Here is a 15,604-nt window from a genome sequence, read left to right as displayed (position 1 = left end):
GCTTGACCCCATGACCACCACCAGCAGTCGACCACTTCGCGTCATCCAGTGGACCACCGGCAACATCGGACGGCGATCGTTGCACGCGATCATCGGCCGCGACGACATGGAGCTCGTCGGGGTGTACGCGCACGGCGCCGACAAGGTGGGGGTCGACGCTGCCGAGCTGGCCGGATGGCCGCAGCCAACCGGCGTGACCGCAACCAACGACATCGAGGAACTGGTGGCGCTGCAGGCGGATGCGTGCTGTTACAACCCGTTGTGGCCCGACATCGACGAGCTGGTGCGGCTGTTGGAGTCCGGAGTCAACGTGTGTTCCAGCGCCGCCTGGATCACCGGGGGCAAGCAGTCCCCCGAAGACCTCGACCGCATCCGGCGCGCATGCGCCGCAGGGAATTCCACGATCTTCGGCAGTGGCGCACACCCCGGCATGAGCAACCTGGTCGGAATGGTCCTGTCCGGGGCGTGCGAGCGCGTCGACGAGATTCGCATCACCGAGTCGGTGGACTGCTCCACCTACGAGTCGGCGGGCACGCAGACCGCGATGGGCTTCTCGCAGGATCCCGACACCCCGGGACTGGCCGAGAGCGTACGGCGGGAGAGTGAGGTGTTCGCCGAGTCCGCCGCGATGATGGCCGACGCGATCGGCGCCACGCTGGACCGAATCACCTTCGACGTCACCTTCACCGCGGCCACCGGTGACAGCGACCTCGGTTTCATGAAGATCCCGGAAGGCACAGTCGCCGGGGTGCACGGCTATCACCGCGGCTGGGTCGGCGACCACAACATCGTCAGTGTCGGCTTCAACTGGATCATGGGAAACCACGTCACCCCGCCCAAACCGCTCGAACACGGCCACGTGATCCAGGTGTTCGGAGTGCCCAACATGCGCACCGTGCTGCACTGCCTGCCGCCCAAGGACTGGACCGAGCCCGGGATCATGGGCCTGGGCATGATCTACACGGCGATGCCGGTGACCAACGCGGTGCCCGCCGTCGTCGCCGCGCCGCCGGGCATCGTCACGCTGGCCGACCTGCCGCCGATCACCGGCCGGGCGGCGGTCTGATCTCGCCGAGATTGCTTTCAGCGTGCGATTTCGCGAGTTCCCTCGCGTGGAATGCGATTTCGGCGGACAGGGTCAATGCACCTGCAGGGCCACTCCCACCGCGCCGGCCCCGACGTGGATCGACAGCAGCGGCCCCATGTCGGCGACGGTGAGCGAGGAGAGCTGCGGAAGCCGTTGCGTCAGTGTGGCACCGAGCTCGTCGGCGGCGTCGTGGTTGTCGACGTGGTGCACGACGACGTCGGCGCACCGGTCGCCGATCACCTGCGCCACCCGATCCACCATCGCGGCATGTGCCTTGGTGACCGTGCGGATGCGCTGGTCGAGCACCAGCCGGCCGTCCACGTCGAGGCACAGCAGCGGTTTGAGGGCCAGTGCGGTGCCCAGCCACGACGCCGTGGTGCGAATCCTGCCGCTGCGGCGCAGATTGTCCAGCCGGTGCACGACGAGGAACACGTGCGAGCGGGTCAGCGCGGAACGCGCCGCGGCCTCGACGGCGTCGATGTCACCACCGGAGCGTGCGCAGTCGGCCGCGGCGAGCGCCACGAACCCCACACCCATCGCGGCCGAGCGCGAGTTCACCACCCGCACCGCGGGGCCGAATTCCCGGGCCGCCGTCGCCGCCGCACTGTAGGTACTCGACAGCGCTCCCGAAAGGTGAACGGCGACAACGCCGTCGCCGCCGCTGTCGGTGAGGGCGCGGCGGTAGGTGTCGACCAACTCGGCGGGGGTCGCGCCGGCGGTGGTCACCTTGGGACGATCGTGGATGTCGTAGGGGATGTCATCGATCCCGTCGCGCAGGTCCTCCCCGTCGAGCAGCACGTGCAGGGGGACCTCGCGAATGTCCCACCGTGTGCGCTCCTCACACGGAAGGCGCGAGGACGAGTCGCTGACGACCACGACCGGCATGGAGCGTCAGCCGCCTATCGAGGGGACGTCCGGGATGTCCACGCCTGCCTCGGCGAGTCCCTTGATCATCAGTTCGGCGACCGCCTGATGGGCTTCGAAGTTCCAGTGGATGCCGTCGGGGTTGCCTCGACCGCTGCGCACCTCTTCGCCCACCGCGGCCTTGAGATCGACCAGCGGCACCCCCTTCTCGGATGCCCAGCGGGTGATCGCTGCGACGGTCCCGGCACGGCCGTGATGGGCCATCCCGTACGTCGGGGCGATGTGCACCGATGGAAGGGATGCCACCACCGGGATGCCCGGACGGTTGAAGTCGATTGCCGCCCTTGTCATCTCGAGATAGTCGACGGTCAGGTGCGGAGGCAGGGCCGGGCGCGCGATCGGCGAGAGCCGGGGCTGCACCCAGCCGTATCCGTCACGCACCCAACGCCGTAGGCGCGGAGGTCGCACGTAGCGGATCAGTTCGCGCAGCACGGTCGGCAGCGGTGACGGTAGCGAATCCATGCCGGACGTTGCGAAGATCACCGCGCCCGCTTTCGGCAACGCCGCCCACGACCGCGGATCCTGGGTGGCCGCCCACCACACGTCCCGACTCGTCCACCCGATCCGGCCGATCAGTTCGACACCCCAGTCAAGTTGCCCCGCAACGAGGTTCGGCCAGATCCGGGGATCGTCTGAGGGAAGCCCGCCGGTGGGCCCGTAGTAGGACAGCGAGTCGCAGAAGATCAGCAGCGTGCGGCGACCGGCCCGTGCCTCAGAGGACATCGTTGGCAACCTGAGCCGAGGCGTTCCACACGTCCAGACGCCACCGGATGTCCGCGAACGACGCCGGGTCACCGTCGGCGCGGGTGTGCCCGGCCAGCTGGACCCAGCTGGCGTTGCCCATGCCGCCGAGCACCGGCCAGTTCTCGGGCGGCAATCCCAGCAGCGCCGCGGTCAGCGCAGCGATCAGGCCGCCGTGCGCGACGAGCACCACGGGGCGCTCCGAGCCGGCCGCCCCCCACTCGGTCTGCCGGGCGACCAACTCCTGCACCAGCGGCAGGCTGCGCGCGGCCACGTCGATTCGGCTCTCCCCGCCGTGCGGAGCCCAGCGCGCGTCGTCACGCCATGCCAGCCGCGCACCCGGAGCGACGGCGTCGACCTCCAGGTGGGTCATGCCCTGCCAGTCGCCCAGATGAGTCTCCCGCAGTCGGGTGTCGATGCTGACCGGCTGGCCGCTGCGGTCACCGAGCGCGACGGCGGTGTCGAGCGCACGGCGCAGATCCGAGGACACGATCAGCAGCGGCTGCCGCTTGGCGAGCACCTCGGCGGCCGCCACGGCCTGTTCCCTGCCCAGGTCGCTGAGGTCGGTGTCGAGCTGACCCTGCATCCGGCTGCCGGCGTTGTACTCGGTCTGCCCATGCCGCAGCATGACCAGGCGGCGAACCCTCATTCCTCGTCCCGCGGCAGGTCATCCCGCGGCGCGGCCTCCTGCGGCGCGTCTTCCTGCGGGACGTCGAGGTCCACCGGCACTGTCGGGCAGTCCCGCCACAGCCGGTCCAGTGCGTAGAAATTGCGTTCGTCTTCGTGCTGGATGTGCACCACGATGTCGACGTAGTCGAGCAGGGTCCAGCGACCTTCCCGGGTGCCCTCCCGGCGTGCCGGCTTGTAGCCGGCACGGCGCATCTTCTCCTCGACCTCGTCGACGATCGCGTTGACCTGCCGATCGTTGGATCCGGACGCGATGACGAAACAGTCGGTGATGACGAGCTGGCCGGACACGTCGATCACGACGACGTCCTCGGCGAGTTTGGCCGCCGCCGCCCTGGCGGCGACGGTGGCCATGTCGATGGCTTCGGCTGAGGCGGTCAGGGGTGCTCTCCTTCACCTACAAGGCTGGGGCTCCGATAGAGATTACGTTTGGCCACGTACTGCACGACACCGTCGGGGACCAGATACCAGATCGGCCGCGACTCCTCGGCCCGCCGGCGGCAGTCCGTCGACGAGATCGCCAGCGCCGGCACCTCGATCAGGTTCAGGGCGTCATCGGGCAGCTCGGCCATGGCCGCCGTGATGTGTTTTCCGTCGAGTTCGTAGCCGGGCCGGCTGACTCCGACGAACCGGGCGATCGAGAACATCTCCTCCCAGTTCTGCCAGGACAGGATCGACGCCAGCGCGTCGGCACCGGTGATGAAGTACAGGTCGGCGTCGGGATTCTGGGCCCGCAGATCCCGCAGCGTGTCTTTGGTGTAGGTGGGACCGCCGCGGTCGATGTCGGCTCTGCTGACGGAAAACCGCGGATTGGACGCCGTCGCGATCACCGTCATCAGATAGCGGTCCTCGGCCGCGGTCACCGGCCTGCTGCGCTTCTGCCAGGGCTGGCCGGTCGGCACGAACACCACCTCGTCGAGCTCGAACCGGTCGGCGACCTCGCTGGCCGCGACGAGGTGGCCGTTGTGGATGGGATCGAAGGTCCCGCCCATCACGCCCAGCCTTCTGCGCCGTCGGCCGCCTGCTTGCACGAATAGCGAGCTTACGGGAGCGCGGCCTCAGACAGCCGAGAGCCGATGGGCGTGCAACGCCTCGGACACCTCGAACGCCGCGCGGTCGGCGCGGTAGACGTCGCGGGCGTACTCCACACACCGCCCGGAGCTGTCCTCGGTGTTCCGGGTCAGCAGGGTCCCGGCCGAGCCCGCCCGCACACCGAGCTGCGCGCTCGTCGCGTCATCGAGCACGATGGATTCCAGTACCGCGGTCGAGCGGGCCAGGTCGATGCCGAACCGGGTGCGCAGTACCGCCCACAGCGAGCCGTCGTCGGTCACGTCGAGAATGCCGGGCGTCAGGTCGGCGGGAAGGTACGTCGTCTCCAACGCGAACGGAACGTCGTCGACACTGCGCAGTCGATGAAAGACGTGCACGGCGGCGCCGTCGGCGAGATCGAGTGCGCGCCGCACCGCGGGACTGGCCACCCGATGTTCGGCCCACAACAACTTCGCCGCCGGCCGCCGGCCCATCCGGGCGACCTCTTCCGAGAAGCTGCCGACATGGAACCGCACCCGCGGCTCGGCCACGAACGTGCCGCGCGGCGGCTTGCGGTAGACCACGCCTTCGCTCTCCAGCAGCGACAGCGCCTGACGGGCGGTCATGCGGCTGACCCCGTGCCGTTCGGCGAGCTCACGTTCGGACGGCAACAGCGTGTGCGGGCCCAGCGCTTCGGTGGCGATCAAGTCGCGGACGTCAGCGGCAATCGACATGTACAGGGGCGTGCCTGCGGGCATCTTTGCAGCGTAGCGACGTAACTGAACTTCGGTCGTCAAGATGTCCCGGGTAAACACTGTGTGACCTCGTTGACGCGGGGCCGCAGGACACCCATACTCTGGTTCAACCACATGGTCTAGACCATAGATTTGGAGCGATCGATGTCTGAGCAGTCTTCGCGGCAGTCTTCGCGCAGTGATGCCGCCGACCTCGCCCAGTTCGGGTACAAGGAGTCGCTGGAACGACGGACCGGGAAGTTCGCCTCGTTCGCGGTCGCGTTCGCGTTCGTGTCGATCGCAACGGGCATCTTCACCACCTACGGCTCGGTGCTCAACAGTTCGGGTCCGGTCGGCATCTGGACGTGGCCGATAGCGGTGATCGGTCAGCTCGCGGTCGCCTTCGTGCTGGGGGCGCTGGCCTCCCGGATCCCGGTGACCGGTTACCACTACCAGTGGATGTCGCGCCTGGCGAACCCGGTCCTGGGCTGGATCATCGGCTGGATCTCGTTCTCGTTCCTGGCGGTCGTCGTCTGCGCGGTGGACTACACGATCGCCTCGACGATCCTGCCGGTGCTGCTGAACTACGAGAGCACCCCGACGATCGCGTGGGTGATGACGGCCGTCGTGCTGCTGCTGCAGGCACTGCTGGTGGCGTTCTCGACCCCGTGGGCCGAGCGGGTGAACAACAGCCTGGTCACCCTGGAGCTGATCGGGATGGTCGCGCTCACCGCGCTGCTCCTGGTTGTCGCGGCTGTGCGCGGCGACATGGATTTCGGCAACCTGTTCAGCAAGGGCGCCGTGTCCGCAGAAGGGTTCTGGAGCTTCGGCGACTGGACCTCGGCCGGTCCGTGGATGCTGGGCTTTCTTCTCGGCGCGTTCACGATCGTCGGTTTCGAATCCGCGGCCAACCTCGCCGAGGAGACCCACGACCCGGAGCGGGTGGTGCCGCGGGCGATGTGGCAGGCCGTGCTGGCCTCCGGTGTGCTCGGATTCGTGTTCCTGGTGGCGGTGACGCTGGCCGCGGGTGATCCGGTGGCGCTGGCCGAATCCGGCACGCCGATCGCCGACGTCATCGACAAGACGCTCGGCTCGGTGGTCGCCACGCTGCTGCTGTTGATGGTGGTGCTCGCGATCTTCGCGTGCGGGCTGGTCATCATGATCACCGGCGTGCGGCTGACCTGGGCGATGTCACGCGACAAGCGGTTCCCCGGCTGGCAGCAATGGAGTCAGATCTCGCCCCGGTTCCATACTCCCCTCAAGGCCACGGTGCTGTACTTCTGCCTGGCGCAGCTGATCCTGGCGATCTTCGCGCACTCGGAGACCGCTCTGTTCACCCTGTTCGGCGCCGCGACGCTGCTGCCGGCGGTGATGTACGCGTCCACGGTGGTGCTGTACCTGGTCAAGCGCAAGGAACTGCCCAGCAACGGCAAGTTCGACCTGGGCGTCTGGGAGGCCCCGATCCTGGTGGTGGCGGTGGTCTGGCTGGTTTTCGAGTTGGCGCTGTTCCGCGACGCATCTTTCAAGGAGGCGTGGTCCTACGTCATCGTGATGGTGGCGATCGGGGCGGCCTACCTGGGCTACCTGCTGATCCGCTACGGCAAGAAGAGTCTGTCGATGCCGGACATGCACTCCATCGACGCCGAACTGCGGGAGTGACGGACCACGCGATGGGTCACATCCTGGCCATCGATCAGGGCACGTCCGGAACCAAGGCCGTCGTCGTCGACGCAGCCGGGCACGTCCTGGCCGTCGCCGAGGAGTCCCTGCGCCCGGACTATCTGCCCGGCGGCGGCGTCGAGCAGGATCCCGAGGCGCTGTTCGATTCCGTCGTCACCGCCGGACGCCGCGCGCTCGAGTTGGCCGGGGTGACCGCCACCGCGGTCGCGCTGGCCAACCAGGGCGAGACGGTTCTGGCGTGGGACCGCACCACCGGGCAACCCCTCACCCCCGCGGTCGTGTGGCAGGACCGGCGCGCCGAGTCCCTGTGCGCCGCACTCGCCGATCACGCCGACGAGGTTGCCCGGCGGACCGGGCTGGTGCTCGATCCGTACTTCTCCGCACCGAAGATGGCGTGGATCCGCGCCCAGCTGACCCGCGACGGGGTGGTGACCACGACCGACACGTGGCTGGTGCACCGGCTGTGCGGCGCGTTCGTCACCGACGCGTCCACCGCAAGCCGCTCGCTGCTCATGTCGTTGGACAAGGTGCAGTGGGACGACGACCTCGTCGCGCTGTTCGGCCTGGACGGCGAGGCGCTGCCGCAGATCGTCGCCAGCGACGAGATCATAGGCACCACAGAGGTTTTCGGCCCGAGTCTGCCGGTCACCGGCCTGGTCGTCGACCAGCAGGCGGCACTGCTGGCCGAGAGCTGTCTGGAGCCGGGATCGGCGAAATGCACTTACGGCACCGGCGCGTTCCTGCTCGCGCAGCTCGGGTCCGACGCGGTGCGGTCGACCTCCGGGCTGACGACGTCGGTGGCCTGGCGGTTACGTGACCAGACGCGGTACTGCATCGACGGCCAGGTTTACACGGCCGCATCCGCGATCCGTTGGGCCGTGGATCTCGGGTTGGTACCGTCGGCCGATCAGATCGACTCCGCCGCAGCGGAATCCAGCGACGGCGTGTTATGCGTGCCGGCGCTGGCGGGGCTGGCGGCGCCGTGGTGGGATTCGGGCGCGACCGCGTCGTTCTCGGGGATGACTTTGTCGAGCGGACGCGGCCAGTTGGTACGGGCGCTGGTCGAAGGAATCGCCGCGCAGGTGACCGCACTGACCGACCTGGTGTCGGCGGACCTCGGCAGGCCATTGACACGGCTGCGCGTGGACGGCGGCCTGACCCGGTCGGCCGCCCTGATGCAGGCCCAGGCCGACCTGGCTCGCATCCCGGTCGAGGTGTACCCGTCGCTGCACGCGACCGCGCTCGGTGCGGCCGCGTGTGCCCGGCTCGCACTCGACCCCGGGATCTCCGTCGCGGACGCGGTGGGGCACTGGGTTCCCGCACAGACCTACCAACCGCGGTGGTCGGCCGACCGCGCCGCCGACTACCTGCACCGCTGGCGTCGTGCCGCTGATTCGGCTGCCACACAGCAGAATTCATCTGAGGAGAGCACATCATGACCTCCGAAGGCGTCTCCGACGTCGTCGTGATCGGCGCCGGGATCGTCGGCGCCGCGATCGCCCGGGCCCTGGCCGGCACCGACCTGTCGGTCACGATGGTCGAGGCCCGCAACGATGTCGGCGACGGCACCAGCAAAGCCAACACCGCGTTGCTGCACACCGGTTTCGACGCCACCCCCGGGACGCTGGAATCCCGGCTGGTGGCCAGGGGCTACCACCTGCTCGGCGACTACACCGAACAGACCGGCATCCCGGTGGAACGCACCGGCGCAATGCTGGTGGCCTGGACCGAGGAGGAGGCCGACGCGCTGCCCGGCCTGATCGTCAAGGCCGAGCGCAACGGCTACCGCGAATGCGGCCTCGTCACCGCCGACGAGGTGTACCGCAGGGTTCCCGACCTCGGCCCGGGCGCGCTGGCCGGTCTGACCGTGCCCGGCGAATCGGTCATCTGTACCTGGACCACCAACCTGGCGCTGGCCACCGACGCGGTAGCCCGGGGCGCGCGACTGCTGCGCGGTGCACAGGTCACCGGCGTCGACCGCGGGCCCGACCACACGACGCTGCACACCACCGCCGGGGACGTGCGCGGGCGGTGGGTCATCAACGCTGCCGGCCTGGGCGCCGACCATCTCGACGCCGAGTTCGGGTACGAGCGCTTCACCGTCATCCCGCGCCGTGGCGAACTGCTGGTGTTCGACAAACTGACCAGGCCGATGGTGCCGCTGATCGTGCTGGCCGTGCCGTCTTCCCGCGGCAAGGGTGTGCTGGTGAGCCCGACCATCTACGGCAACGTGATGGTGGGCCCGACATCGGAGAACCTCAAAGACCGCACGGCCACGGGAACATCCGAGAAGGGGTTCGACTTCTTGATCTCGAGGGGACGGGCGTTGATGCCGTCGCTGTTCGACGAGGAGGTCACCGCCAGCTACGCCGGGCTGCGCGCGGCGACCGATCACGACGACTATCTCATCGACCTCGATGCACGGCAGCGCTACGTGCTCGTCGGCGGAATCCGCTCCACCGGTCTCACGTCGGGTATGGCGGTGGCCGAGTACGTCACCGAGCTGTTGGCCAGGGCCGGCGTCGAGGTCACCGAACGTGACGGCCTGCCACCGCCGCCCCGCATGCCCAATCTCGGCGAAGCCGCGGTGCGCCCGTACCAGGACAGTGAACGCATCGCCGCCGACGCGGAGTACGGAAGGATCGTCTGCTTCTGCGAGCGGGTCACCGCCGGAGAGATCCGCGATGCCTTCGACTCCCCGATTCCGCCCGCGGACCTCGACGGGCTGCGCCGGCGCACCCGCGTGATGAACGGGCGCTGCCAGGGGTTCTACTGCGGCGCGCACACCCAGACCCTGCTCCAGGCAGGAACCGCGCGGTGAACCACGTCGCAGTGGCCGTCATCGGCGCAGGACCGTCCGGACTCACGGCCGCCGCCGCGCTGGCCCCCGCGGTCGACGGCGAAGTCCTTGTGCTCGAGCGTGAGGCGCAGACCGGTGGAATCCCCCGGCACAGTGACCATCTCGGGTATGGCATGCGCGACCTGCACCGGTTCATCTCCGGGCCTGCCTACGCCCGGCGTCTGACCGACATGGCCCGCGACGCCGGGGCCGTGCTGGAAACCGAGGCGATGGTCACCGGGTGGGCGGGTGAACGCACCGTGCAGATCACCTCCCCGCGCGGCGTGCGGACCGTCACCGCCGACGCGGTCGTCCTTGCCACCGGCGCCCGCGAACGCCCCCGCCCGGCCCGCCTGGTGCCCGGCGACCGCCCCGAGGGTGTCTACACCACCGGACAGCTGCAGAACATGGTGCACGTGCACCACACCGCCGTCGGTCGCCGGGCGGTGATCGTGGGCGCCGAACTGGTCAGCTGGTCGGCGGTGCTCACCCTGCGTGAAGCCGGTTGCGCCACCGCGGCGATGATCAGCGGCTATCCCCGTGCCGAGGCGTACGCCGCGTTCCGGTCGGCCGGCCGGATACTGCTGGACGAGCCGGTGCTCACCGGCAGCCGCGTGGTCGGCATTCACGGCAAGGACCGGGTCCGCGCGGTCACCGTGGAACACATCGCCACCGGACAGCGTCGTGAGATCGCCTGTGACACCGTGGTGTTCACCGGCGACTGGATCCCCGACCACGAGCTCGCCCGCACCGGCGGACTGCAGATGGACTCCGCCACGCGCGGCCCCGTCGTGGATCCGGCCCTGCGGACCAGCCGTCCGGGCGTGTTCGCGGTCGGCAACCTGCTGCACCCGGTGGACACCGCCGACGGCGCCGCCCTCGACGGCCGCCACGTCGCCCCCGCGGTGCAGTCCTGGCTGCGCCGCCGCGACGACGCCGCGCCGACCCCGGCCGTGACCCCGATCCGCGTCGACGCACCGCTGCGTTGGGTTGCCCCGCAACTGGTCTCCGCCGACGGCGGCGTCCCCGCCCGCGGCGACCTGCTTTTGTGGACCGACGAGTACCGCCGCTTGCCGCGGCTGCGCGCCATGCAGGACGGCCGGCTGCTGGCGAGCAAACGCACCCCGTGGCCGGCCGCGCCCGGGCGGGTCTACCGGGCGCCGTGGTCATTGGTGGCCGGTGCCGACCCGAAGGGCGGTCCGGTCACGCTGTCGCTGGCCTGATCATCTCGTCGCCGAAATTGCATTCCGCGCGGTCTCCGGACGAAAAACACCGCGTGGAGTGCGATTTCGGCGGGAAACTAGACGGGGAGCAGCGCGTCGATCACCGAGGCGAGCTGCTTGGCCGAGCGGCACTCGTGCATGGTGATGATGTCCTGATAACGCGGCACGGCGGAATCACCGCTGCCCCACAGGTGCCTGGGCTCGGGGTTGAGCCAGTGCGCATGCCTGCTGGCGTTGACCATGTGGGCGAGCAGATCGGTCTCAGGGTTACGGTAATTGTTGCGGCCGTCCCCGAGGACCAGCAGCGAGCTGCGCGGCGACAGCACGTTGGGGAACTTGTCGAGGAACGACACGAACGCGTGCCCGTAATCGGAATGCCCGTCCCGGGTGTAGACGGCGGCCTCACGGGTGATCCGTTGCACGGCCACGGCGAGATCGGCGTCGGGACCGAACAATTCGGTGACCTCGTCGGTGGTGTCTATAAAGGCGAACACGCGCACGCGGGAGAACTGCTGGCGCAGAGCGTGCACCAGCAGCAGCGTGAAATGGCTGAACCCGGCCACAGATCCGGACACATCGCAGAGCACCACCAGCTCGGGACGCGCCGGATGCGGCTTCTTGAGCACCACGTCGATCGGGACACCACCGGTCGACATCGACTTGCGCAGCGTCTTGCGCAGGTCGATCTCGCCGGCGCGGGAACGCCGTCGCCGAGCCGCCAGCCGGGTGGCCAGCATGCGGGCCAGCGGGCCGACCGTGCGGCGCATCTGCCGCAGCTGCTCGCCTGACGCGCGCAGGAACTCGACGTTCTCGGCCAGCTGCGGAACCCCGTACATCTGCACGTGATCGCGGCCGAGCTGCTCGGCGGTGCGCCGCTTGGTCTCCGACTCCACCATCTTGCGCAGCTGCGCGATACGTTGCGCAGCAATGGCTTTGGCGATCTGCTCCTGGGTGGGCGTGGGCTCCTCGCCGTACGGGGCAAGCAGCCCCGCCAACAGCCGGCCCTCCAGGTCGTCCAGGCTCATCGCCTTGAGCGCCTGGTAGGACGAATACGACGGCCTGCGGCTGGAGTTGTACCGGCCATAGGCCTCGACGATCTGGGCGATCATCGCCGCCAGCCGCTCGTCGAGATCGGCCAGTTCCTGGTTGTCGGTCAGCATGTCGAGCAGGGCCTGGCGCATCGCCTCGATGTCCTCCGGCGGCAGACCTGGCTCGTCGTCCGGATCCTCGAGCACGGTCCTCGCACCCAGCGCCGCCGGGAAATACAGATCGAACAGTGCGTCATAGGTGTCGCGGTGGTCGGCACGGCGCAACACCGCGCACGCCAGGCCTTCCCGCAGCACGTTCCGGTCGGCCAGCCCCAGCGTCGCCATCACCTGGCCGGCATCCACCGTCTCCGACGGACCCACCGAGATCCCCTGCACGCGCAACGCTTCCACGAACTCGACCAGGTGGCCGGGAATTCCGTGGGGCGCCAGCGGCTGGGGCGGGCGGGTGCGTCGCGGGGGCATCAGTTGAGTCTCAACTCGCCCGCGGCTTTGATCTGGTCGGACTGGTGCTTGAGGACGACGCCGAGCGTCGCGGCGATCACCTCGTCGTCGACGGTGTCCATGCCCAGGGCCAGCAGCGTGCGGCCCCAGTCGATGGTCTCGGCCACCGACGGCAGCTTCTTGAGCGCCATCCCCCGCATCACGCCGATGATTCGCACCAGTTCCTCAGCGAGCCGCTCCGGCAGCTCGGGCACCCGGGAGAGCAGGATGCGACGCTCCAGATCCGGGTCCGGGAAGTCGATGTGCAGAAACAGACACCGGCGTTTGAGCGCTTCGGACAGTTCGCGGGTCGCGTTCGACGTCAGCACCACCAGCGGCCGCCGCTCGGCGGTGATGGTGCCGAGCTCGGGCACCGTCACCGCGAAATCGCTGAGCACTTCCAGCAGCAGACCCTCGATCTCGATGTCGGCCTTGTCGGTCTCGTCGATCAGCAGCACCGTCGGGTCGGTGCGCCGGATCGCGGTCAGCAGCGGACGGGTCAGCAGGAACTCTTCGGAGAAGACGTCGTCCTTGGTGCGGTCCCAGTCGGTGCCGTCGGAACCGGCGCCGGCATTGCCGGCCTGGATGCGCAGGATCTGCTTGGCGTGGTTCCACTCGTAGAGCGCCCGGGCCTCGTCGACGCCCTCGTAGCACTGCAGGCGCACCAGTTCGGAGCCTGTCGACTGGGCGATAGCGCGCGCCAGTTCGGTCTTACCGACACCGGCGGGCCCCTCGACCAGCAGTGGCTTGCCGAGCCGGTCGGCGAGGAACACCGCGGTGGCCGTCGCAGTGTCGGGCAGATAACCAGTTTCGGCCAGCCGCTTGGCGACATCGCCGATGTCGGCGAACAGCGGCACGATCTGTGCGGGAACGCTCACGGGTGCTTCTCTCCTCGGGGCTCAGGCCGGACGGGTGTGGCCGGCACCCCACACGATCCATTTGGTCGACGTCAGTTCGGGTAGACCCATGGGTCCTCGGGCATGCAGCTTCTGGGTCGAGATGCCGATCTCGGCGCCGAAGCCGAACTGCTCACCGTCGGTGAACGCCGTCGAAGCGTTGACCATCACCGCGGCGGCGTCGACGCGTTCGCTGAACCGTTGGGCCGCAGCCAGATCGGTGGTCACGATGGCTTCGGTGTGGCCGGTGCCGTACTCGTTGATGTGCTCGATCGCGGCGTCGAGACCGTCGACCACCGCCAGCGCGATGTCCATCGACAGGAACTCGGAGCGCAACTGCTCCTCGGACGGCTCGGCGTGCACCGAGACCCCCGCCGCGGCCAGCGCATCGGTCAGCCGCGGCACCGCCACGTCGGCGATGGCCGCGTCGATCAGCAGCGACTCGGCGGCGTTGCACACGCTCGGGCGCCGGGTCTTGGCATTCAGCACGATGGATTCGGCCATGTCCAGATCGGCCGACTTGTGAACGTAGACATGGCAGTTGCCGACGCCGGTCTCGATCGTAGGCACCTGCGCGTCGCGCACGACGGCGTCGATCAGCCCGGCGCCGCCGCGCGGGATCACCACGTCGACCAGTCCGCGCGCCTGGATCAGATGGGTCACGGTGGCCCGGTCCTTGCTGGACAGCAGTTGCACCGCGTCGGCATCGAGTCCCTCGGTGGCCAGCGCCGCCCGCAGCGCGTTCACCAGCGCCGCGTTGGACTGCGCGGCCGACGAACTGCCCCGCAACAGAACCGCGTTGCCCGATTTCAACGTCAACCCGAACGCATCGACGGTGACGTTGGGGCGGCCTTCGTAGACGATGCCGACCACACCCAACGGGACCCTCTGCTGCCGCAATTGCAGACCGTTGGGCAGTGTGCGGCCACGCAGCACCTCACCGACCGGATCCGGCAGACCGGCCACCTGACGCAGCCCGTCGGCGATAGCGTCCACCCGGGTGGGGTTCAGCGCGAGCCGGTCGAGCATCGCCTCGGGGGTGCCCGCGGCCCGTGCCGCGGCGAGGTCGACCTCGTTGGCATCCAGGATCGTGCGGGTGTGCATCAGGACGTGGTCGGCGGCGGCGCGCAGGGCGCGGTTCTTGACGTCGGCACTCAACGTCGCCAGCGTCCGGGACACCCGGCGGGCCCGGCGTGCGGCGTCGTGAACCTGCTGCCGCAAGTCGGGGGTGGCGGGGTTCTGCACGCTCATCAGGCCAGGGTATCGAACCTCCCGTCGGCAAACGGCATGGCATTCGACACGCGTCCACCCTCGCGCTGCGACTAGCTTGGACTCTCATGGTGACGCGGGTCTGCGTGGTCGGCAGTGTCAACGCCGACCTCACGTTCACCGTCGAGGCGCTGCCCCGGGCCGGACAGACCGTGCTGGCCTCGGCGCTGTCCACCTCGCCGGGCGGTAAGGGCGGTAACCAGGCGGTGGCCGCGGCACGCGCCGGCGCCGCGGTGCAGCTGGTCGCGGCGCTGGGCACCGACGCCGCCGCCGGGCAACTGCAGGCGCATCTGCGCGCCAACGGCGTCGGCACGGACGGCCTTACCCGGGTGCCCGGGCCCAGCGGGTCCGCGGCGATCGTGGTCGACGCCGCTGCCGAGAACTGCATCGTCGTCGCGCCGGGCGCCAACGCGCATCTGAACCTGAGTTCGCCGGCGGTGCAGGCGGTGGTGGCCCGCAGCGACGTGGTGCTGTTGTCGCTGGAGATCCCGATGGACACCGTGGTCGCCGCGGCCCGGGTCGGGCGTGCCGCCCGGGCGGCTGTGGTGCTCAACGCGTCCCCGGCCCCACCCGACATCGCGACGCTGGCCGGCCTCGTCGACGTGGTCGTCGTCAACGAAACCGAGTCCGACGACTGGCTCGACGGTGACCGGCCCCGGGTACCGCACCTGGTCGTCACCCGTGGTGCCCGCGGTGCCACCCATTTCGGCGAGGGCCGTTCGGACATCCCGGCGCCCGCCGTCGAGGCGGTGGACACCACCGGCGCCGGCGACGTGTTCGCCGGTGTGTTCGCCGCGCACTGGCCGCGCGGCGTCCCCTACGCGCTGGCCCGAGCGTGCGCGGCCGGGGCGCTGGCGACGCTGGTGCCCGGTGCCGGCGACTGTGCCCCTTACAGTGAGGCTGTCGAGGACGTGCTTGAGGCGTCCTGACCGGACGGAAGGACTGCGCCAGATGAGCACCGAATCC

Annotated in this window: 15 protein-coding genes; 6 read left to right on the top strand and 9 right to left on the bottom strand. The window is 69.4% G+C overall.

The features are described 5' to 3' along the window. Positions 1-10: 10 nt before the first annotated feature. Positions 11-1,066, top strand: a complete 1,056-nt coding sequence (locus ACTWP6_RS13060; RefSeq protein WP_443187915.1) for an NAD(P)H-dependent amine dehydrogenase family protein — start codon at positions 11-13, stop codon at positions 1,064-1,066. Positions 1,067-1,138: 72 nt separating this feature from the next. Here ACTWP6_RS13060 and ACTWP6_RS13055 read toward each other — a convergent pair whose 3' ends face one another. The 6 genes from ACTWP6_RS13055 to ACTWP6_RS13030 are packed head-to-tail and all read right to left on the bottom strand — an operon-like array spanning position 1,139 to position 5,226. After that, positions 1,139-1,972, bottom strand: coding sequence for a DegV family protein (locus ACTWP6_RS13055; protein WP_443187914.1), 834 nt, complete (start codon positions 1,970-1,972; stop codon positions 1,139-1,141). Positions 1,973-1,978: 6 nt separating this feature from the next. Beyond that, complete coding sequence (octT, locus tag ACTWP6_RS13050) at positions 1,979-2,734, bottom strand: diglucosylglycerate octanoyltransferase (protein WP_443187913.1); 756 nt, start codon at positions 2,732-2,734, stop codon at positions 1,979-1,981. Further along, entirely contained in the window at positions 2,724-3,401 is a 678-nt protein-coding gene (gpgP, locus tag ACTWP6_RS13045) for a glucosyl-3-phosphoglycerate phosphatase (protein ID WP_260754187.1), read from the bottom strand. The genes octT and gpgP overlap by 11 nt, the downstream gene beginning before the upstream one ends. Further along, the gene (gene rsfS / locus ACTWP6_RS13040) at positions 3,398-3,820 is read right to left on the bottom strand and encodes a ribosome silencing factor (protein WP_260758189.1); all 423 of its coding nucleotides are present in this window, start codon (positions 3,818-3,820) and stop codon (positions 3,398-3,400) included. The genes gpgP and rsfS overlap by 4 nt, the downstream gene beginning before the upstream one ends. After that, a complete protein-coding gene (gene nadD / locus ACTWP6_RS13035; protein WP_396885538.1) occupies positions 3,817-4,440 on the bottom strand; it encodes a nicotinate-nucleotide adenylyltransferase in 624 nt (207 codons plus the stop codon). Before nadD ends, rsfS begins: the two co-directional genes overlap by 4 nt. Positions 4,441-4,497: 57 nt before the next feature. Next, positions 4,498-5,226, bottom strand: a complete 729-nt coding sequence (locus tag ACTWP6_RS13030; protein ID WP_443187912.1) for a GntR family transcriptional regulator — start codon at positions 5,224-5,226, stop codon at positions 4,498-4,500. A 141-nt stretch (positions 5,227-5,367) separates the two neighbouring features. Between ACTWP6_RS13030 and ACTWP6_RS13025 the strand changes: the two genes are divergently transcribed. From ACTWP6_RS13025 to ACTWP6_RS13010, 4 genes are read left to right on the top strand one after another with little or no spacing between them, the layout of a single operon-like run. Further along, a complete protein-coding gene (locus ACTWP6_RS13025) occupies positions 5,368-6,861 on the top strand; it encodes an amino acid permease (protein WP_260754191.1) in 1,494 nt (497 codons plus the stop codon). Between the two features lie 11 nt (positions 6,862-6,872). Continuing rightward, positions 6,873-8,321, top strand: a complete 1,449-nt coding sequence (locus tag ACTWP6_RS13020) for an FGGY family carbohydrate kinase (RefSeq protein WP_443187911.1) — start codon at positions 6,873-6,875, stop codon at positions 8,319-8,321. Continuing rightward, positions 8,318-9,703, top strand: a complete 1,386-nt coding sequence (locus ACTWP6_RS13015; protein ID WP_443187910.1) for an NAD(P)/FAD-dependent oxidoreductase — start codon at positions 8,318-8,320, stop codon at positions 9,701-9,703. The genes ACTWP6_RS13020 and ACTWP6_RS13015 overlap by 4 nt, the downstream gene beginning before the upstream one ends. After that, the gene (locus ACTWP6_RS13010; protein WP_443187909.1) at positions 9,700-10,944 is read left to right on the top strand and encodes an NAD(P)/FAD-dependent oxidoreductase; all 1,245 of its coding nucleotides are present in this window, start codon (positions 9,700-9,702) and stop codon (positions 10,942-10,944) included. The genes ACTWP6_RS13015 and ACTWP6_RS13010 overlap by 4 nt, the downstream gene beginning before the upstream one ends. Before the next feature lie 77 nt (positions 10,945-11,021). Here ACTWP6_RS13010 and ACTWP6_RS13005 read toward each other — a convergent pair whose 3' ends face one another. From ACTWP6_RS13005 to ACTWP6_RS12995, 3 genes are read right to left on the bottom strand one after another with little or no spacing between them, the layout of a single operon-like run. Next, positions 11,022-12,455 (bottom strand): vWA domain-containing protein, encoded by a 1,434-nt coding sequence (locus ACTWP6_RS13005; RefSeq protein WP_443187908.1) that lies wholly within the window; start codon positions 12,453-12,455, stop codon positions 11,022-11,024. Continuing rightward, on the bottom strand, positions 12,455-13,351 hold the full coding sequence (locus ACTWP6_RS13000) for an AAA family ATPase (RefSeq protein WP_260754197.1): 897 nt from the start codon (positions 13,349-13,351) through the stop codon (positions 12,455-12,457). The genes ACTWP6_RS13005 and ACTWP6_RS13000 overlap by 1 nt, the downstream gene beginning before the upstream one ends. A gap of 21 nt (positions 13,352-13,372) precedes the next feature. After that, a complete protein-coding gene (locus tag ACTWP6_RS12995) occupies positions 13,373-14,620 on the bottom strand; it encodes a glutamate-5-semialdehyde dehydrogenase (protein ID WP_260754198.1) in 1,248 nt (415 codons plus the stop codon). 86 nt (positions 14,621-14,706) lie between these two features. Between ACTWP6_RS12995 and ACTWP6_RS12990 the strand changes: the two genes are divergently transcribed. Beyond that, positions 14,707-15,567 carry a PfkB family carbohydrate kinase gene (locus ACTWP6_RS12990; protein ID WP_443187907.1) on the top strand — a complete coding sequence of 287 codons (861 nt, stop codon included), beginning with the start codon at positions 14,707-14,709 and terminating at the stop codon, positions 15,565-15,567. Positions 15,568-15,604 lie beyond the last annotated feature (37 nt).

It is taken from the genome of Mycobacterium sp. 4D054 (genome assembly GCF_052245755.1).
Lineage (GTDB): Bacteria > Actinomycetota > Actinomycetes > Mycobacteriales > Mycobacteriaceae > Mycobacterium.
The sequence above is the reverse complement of the archived record's forward strand: the minus strand, read 5'-3'. Positions and strand labels throughout refer to the sequence as shown.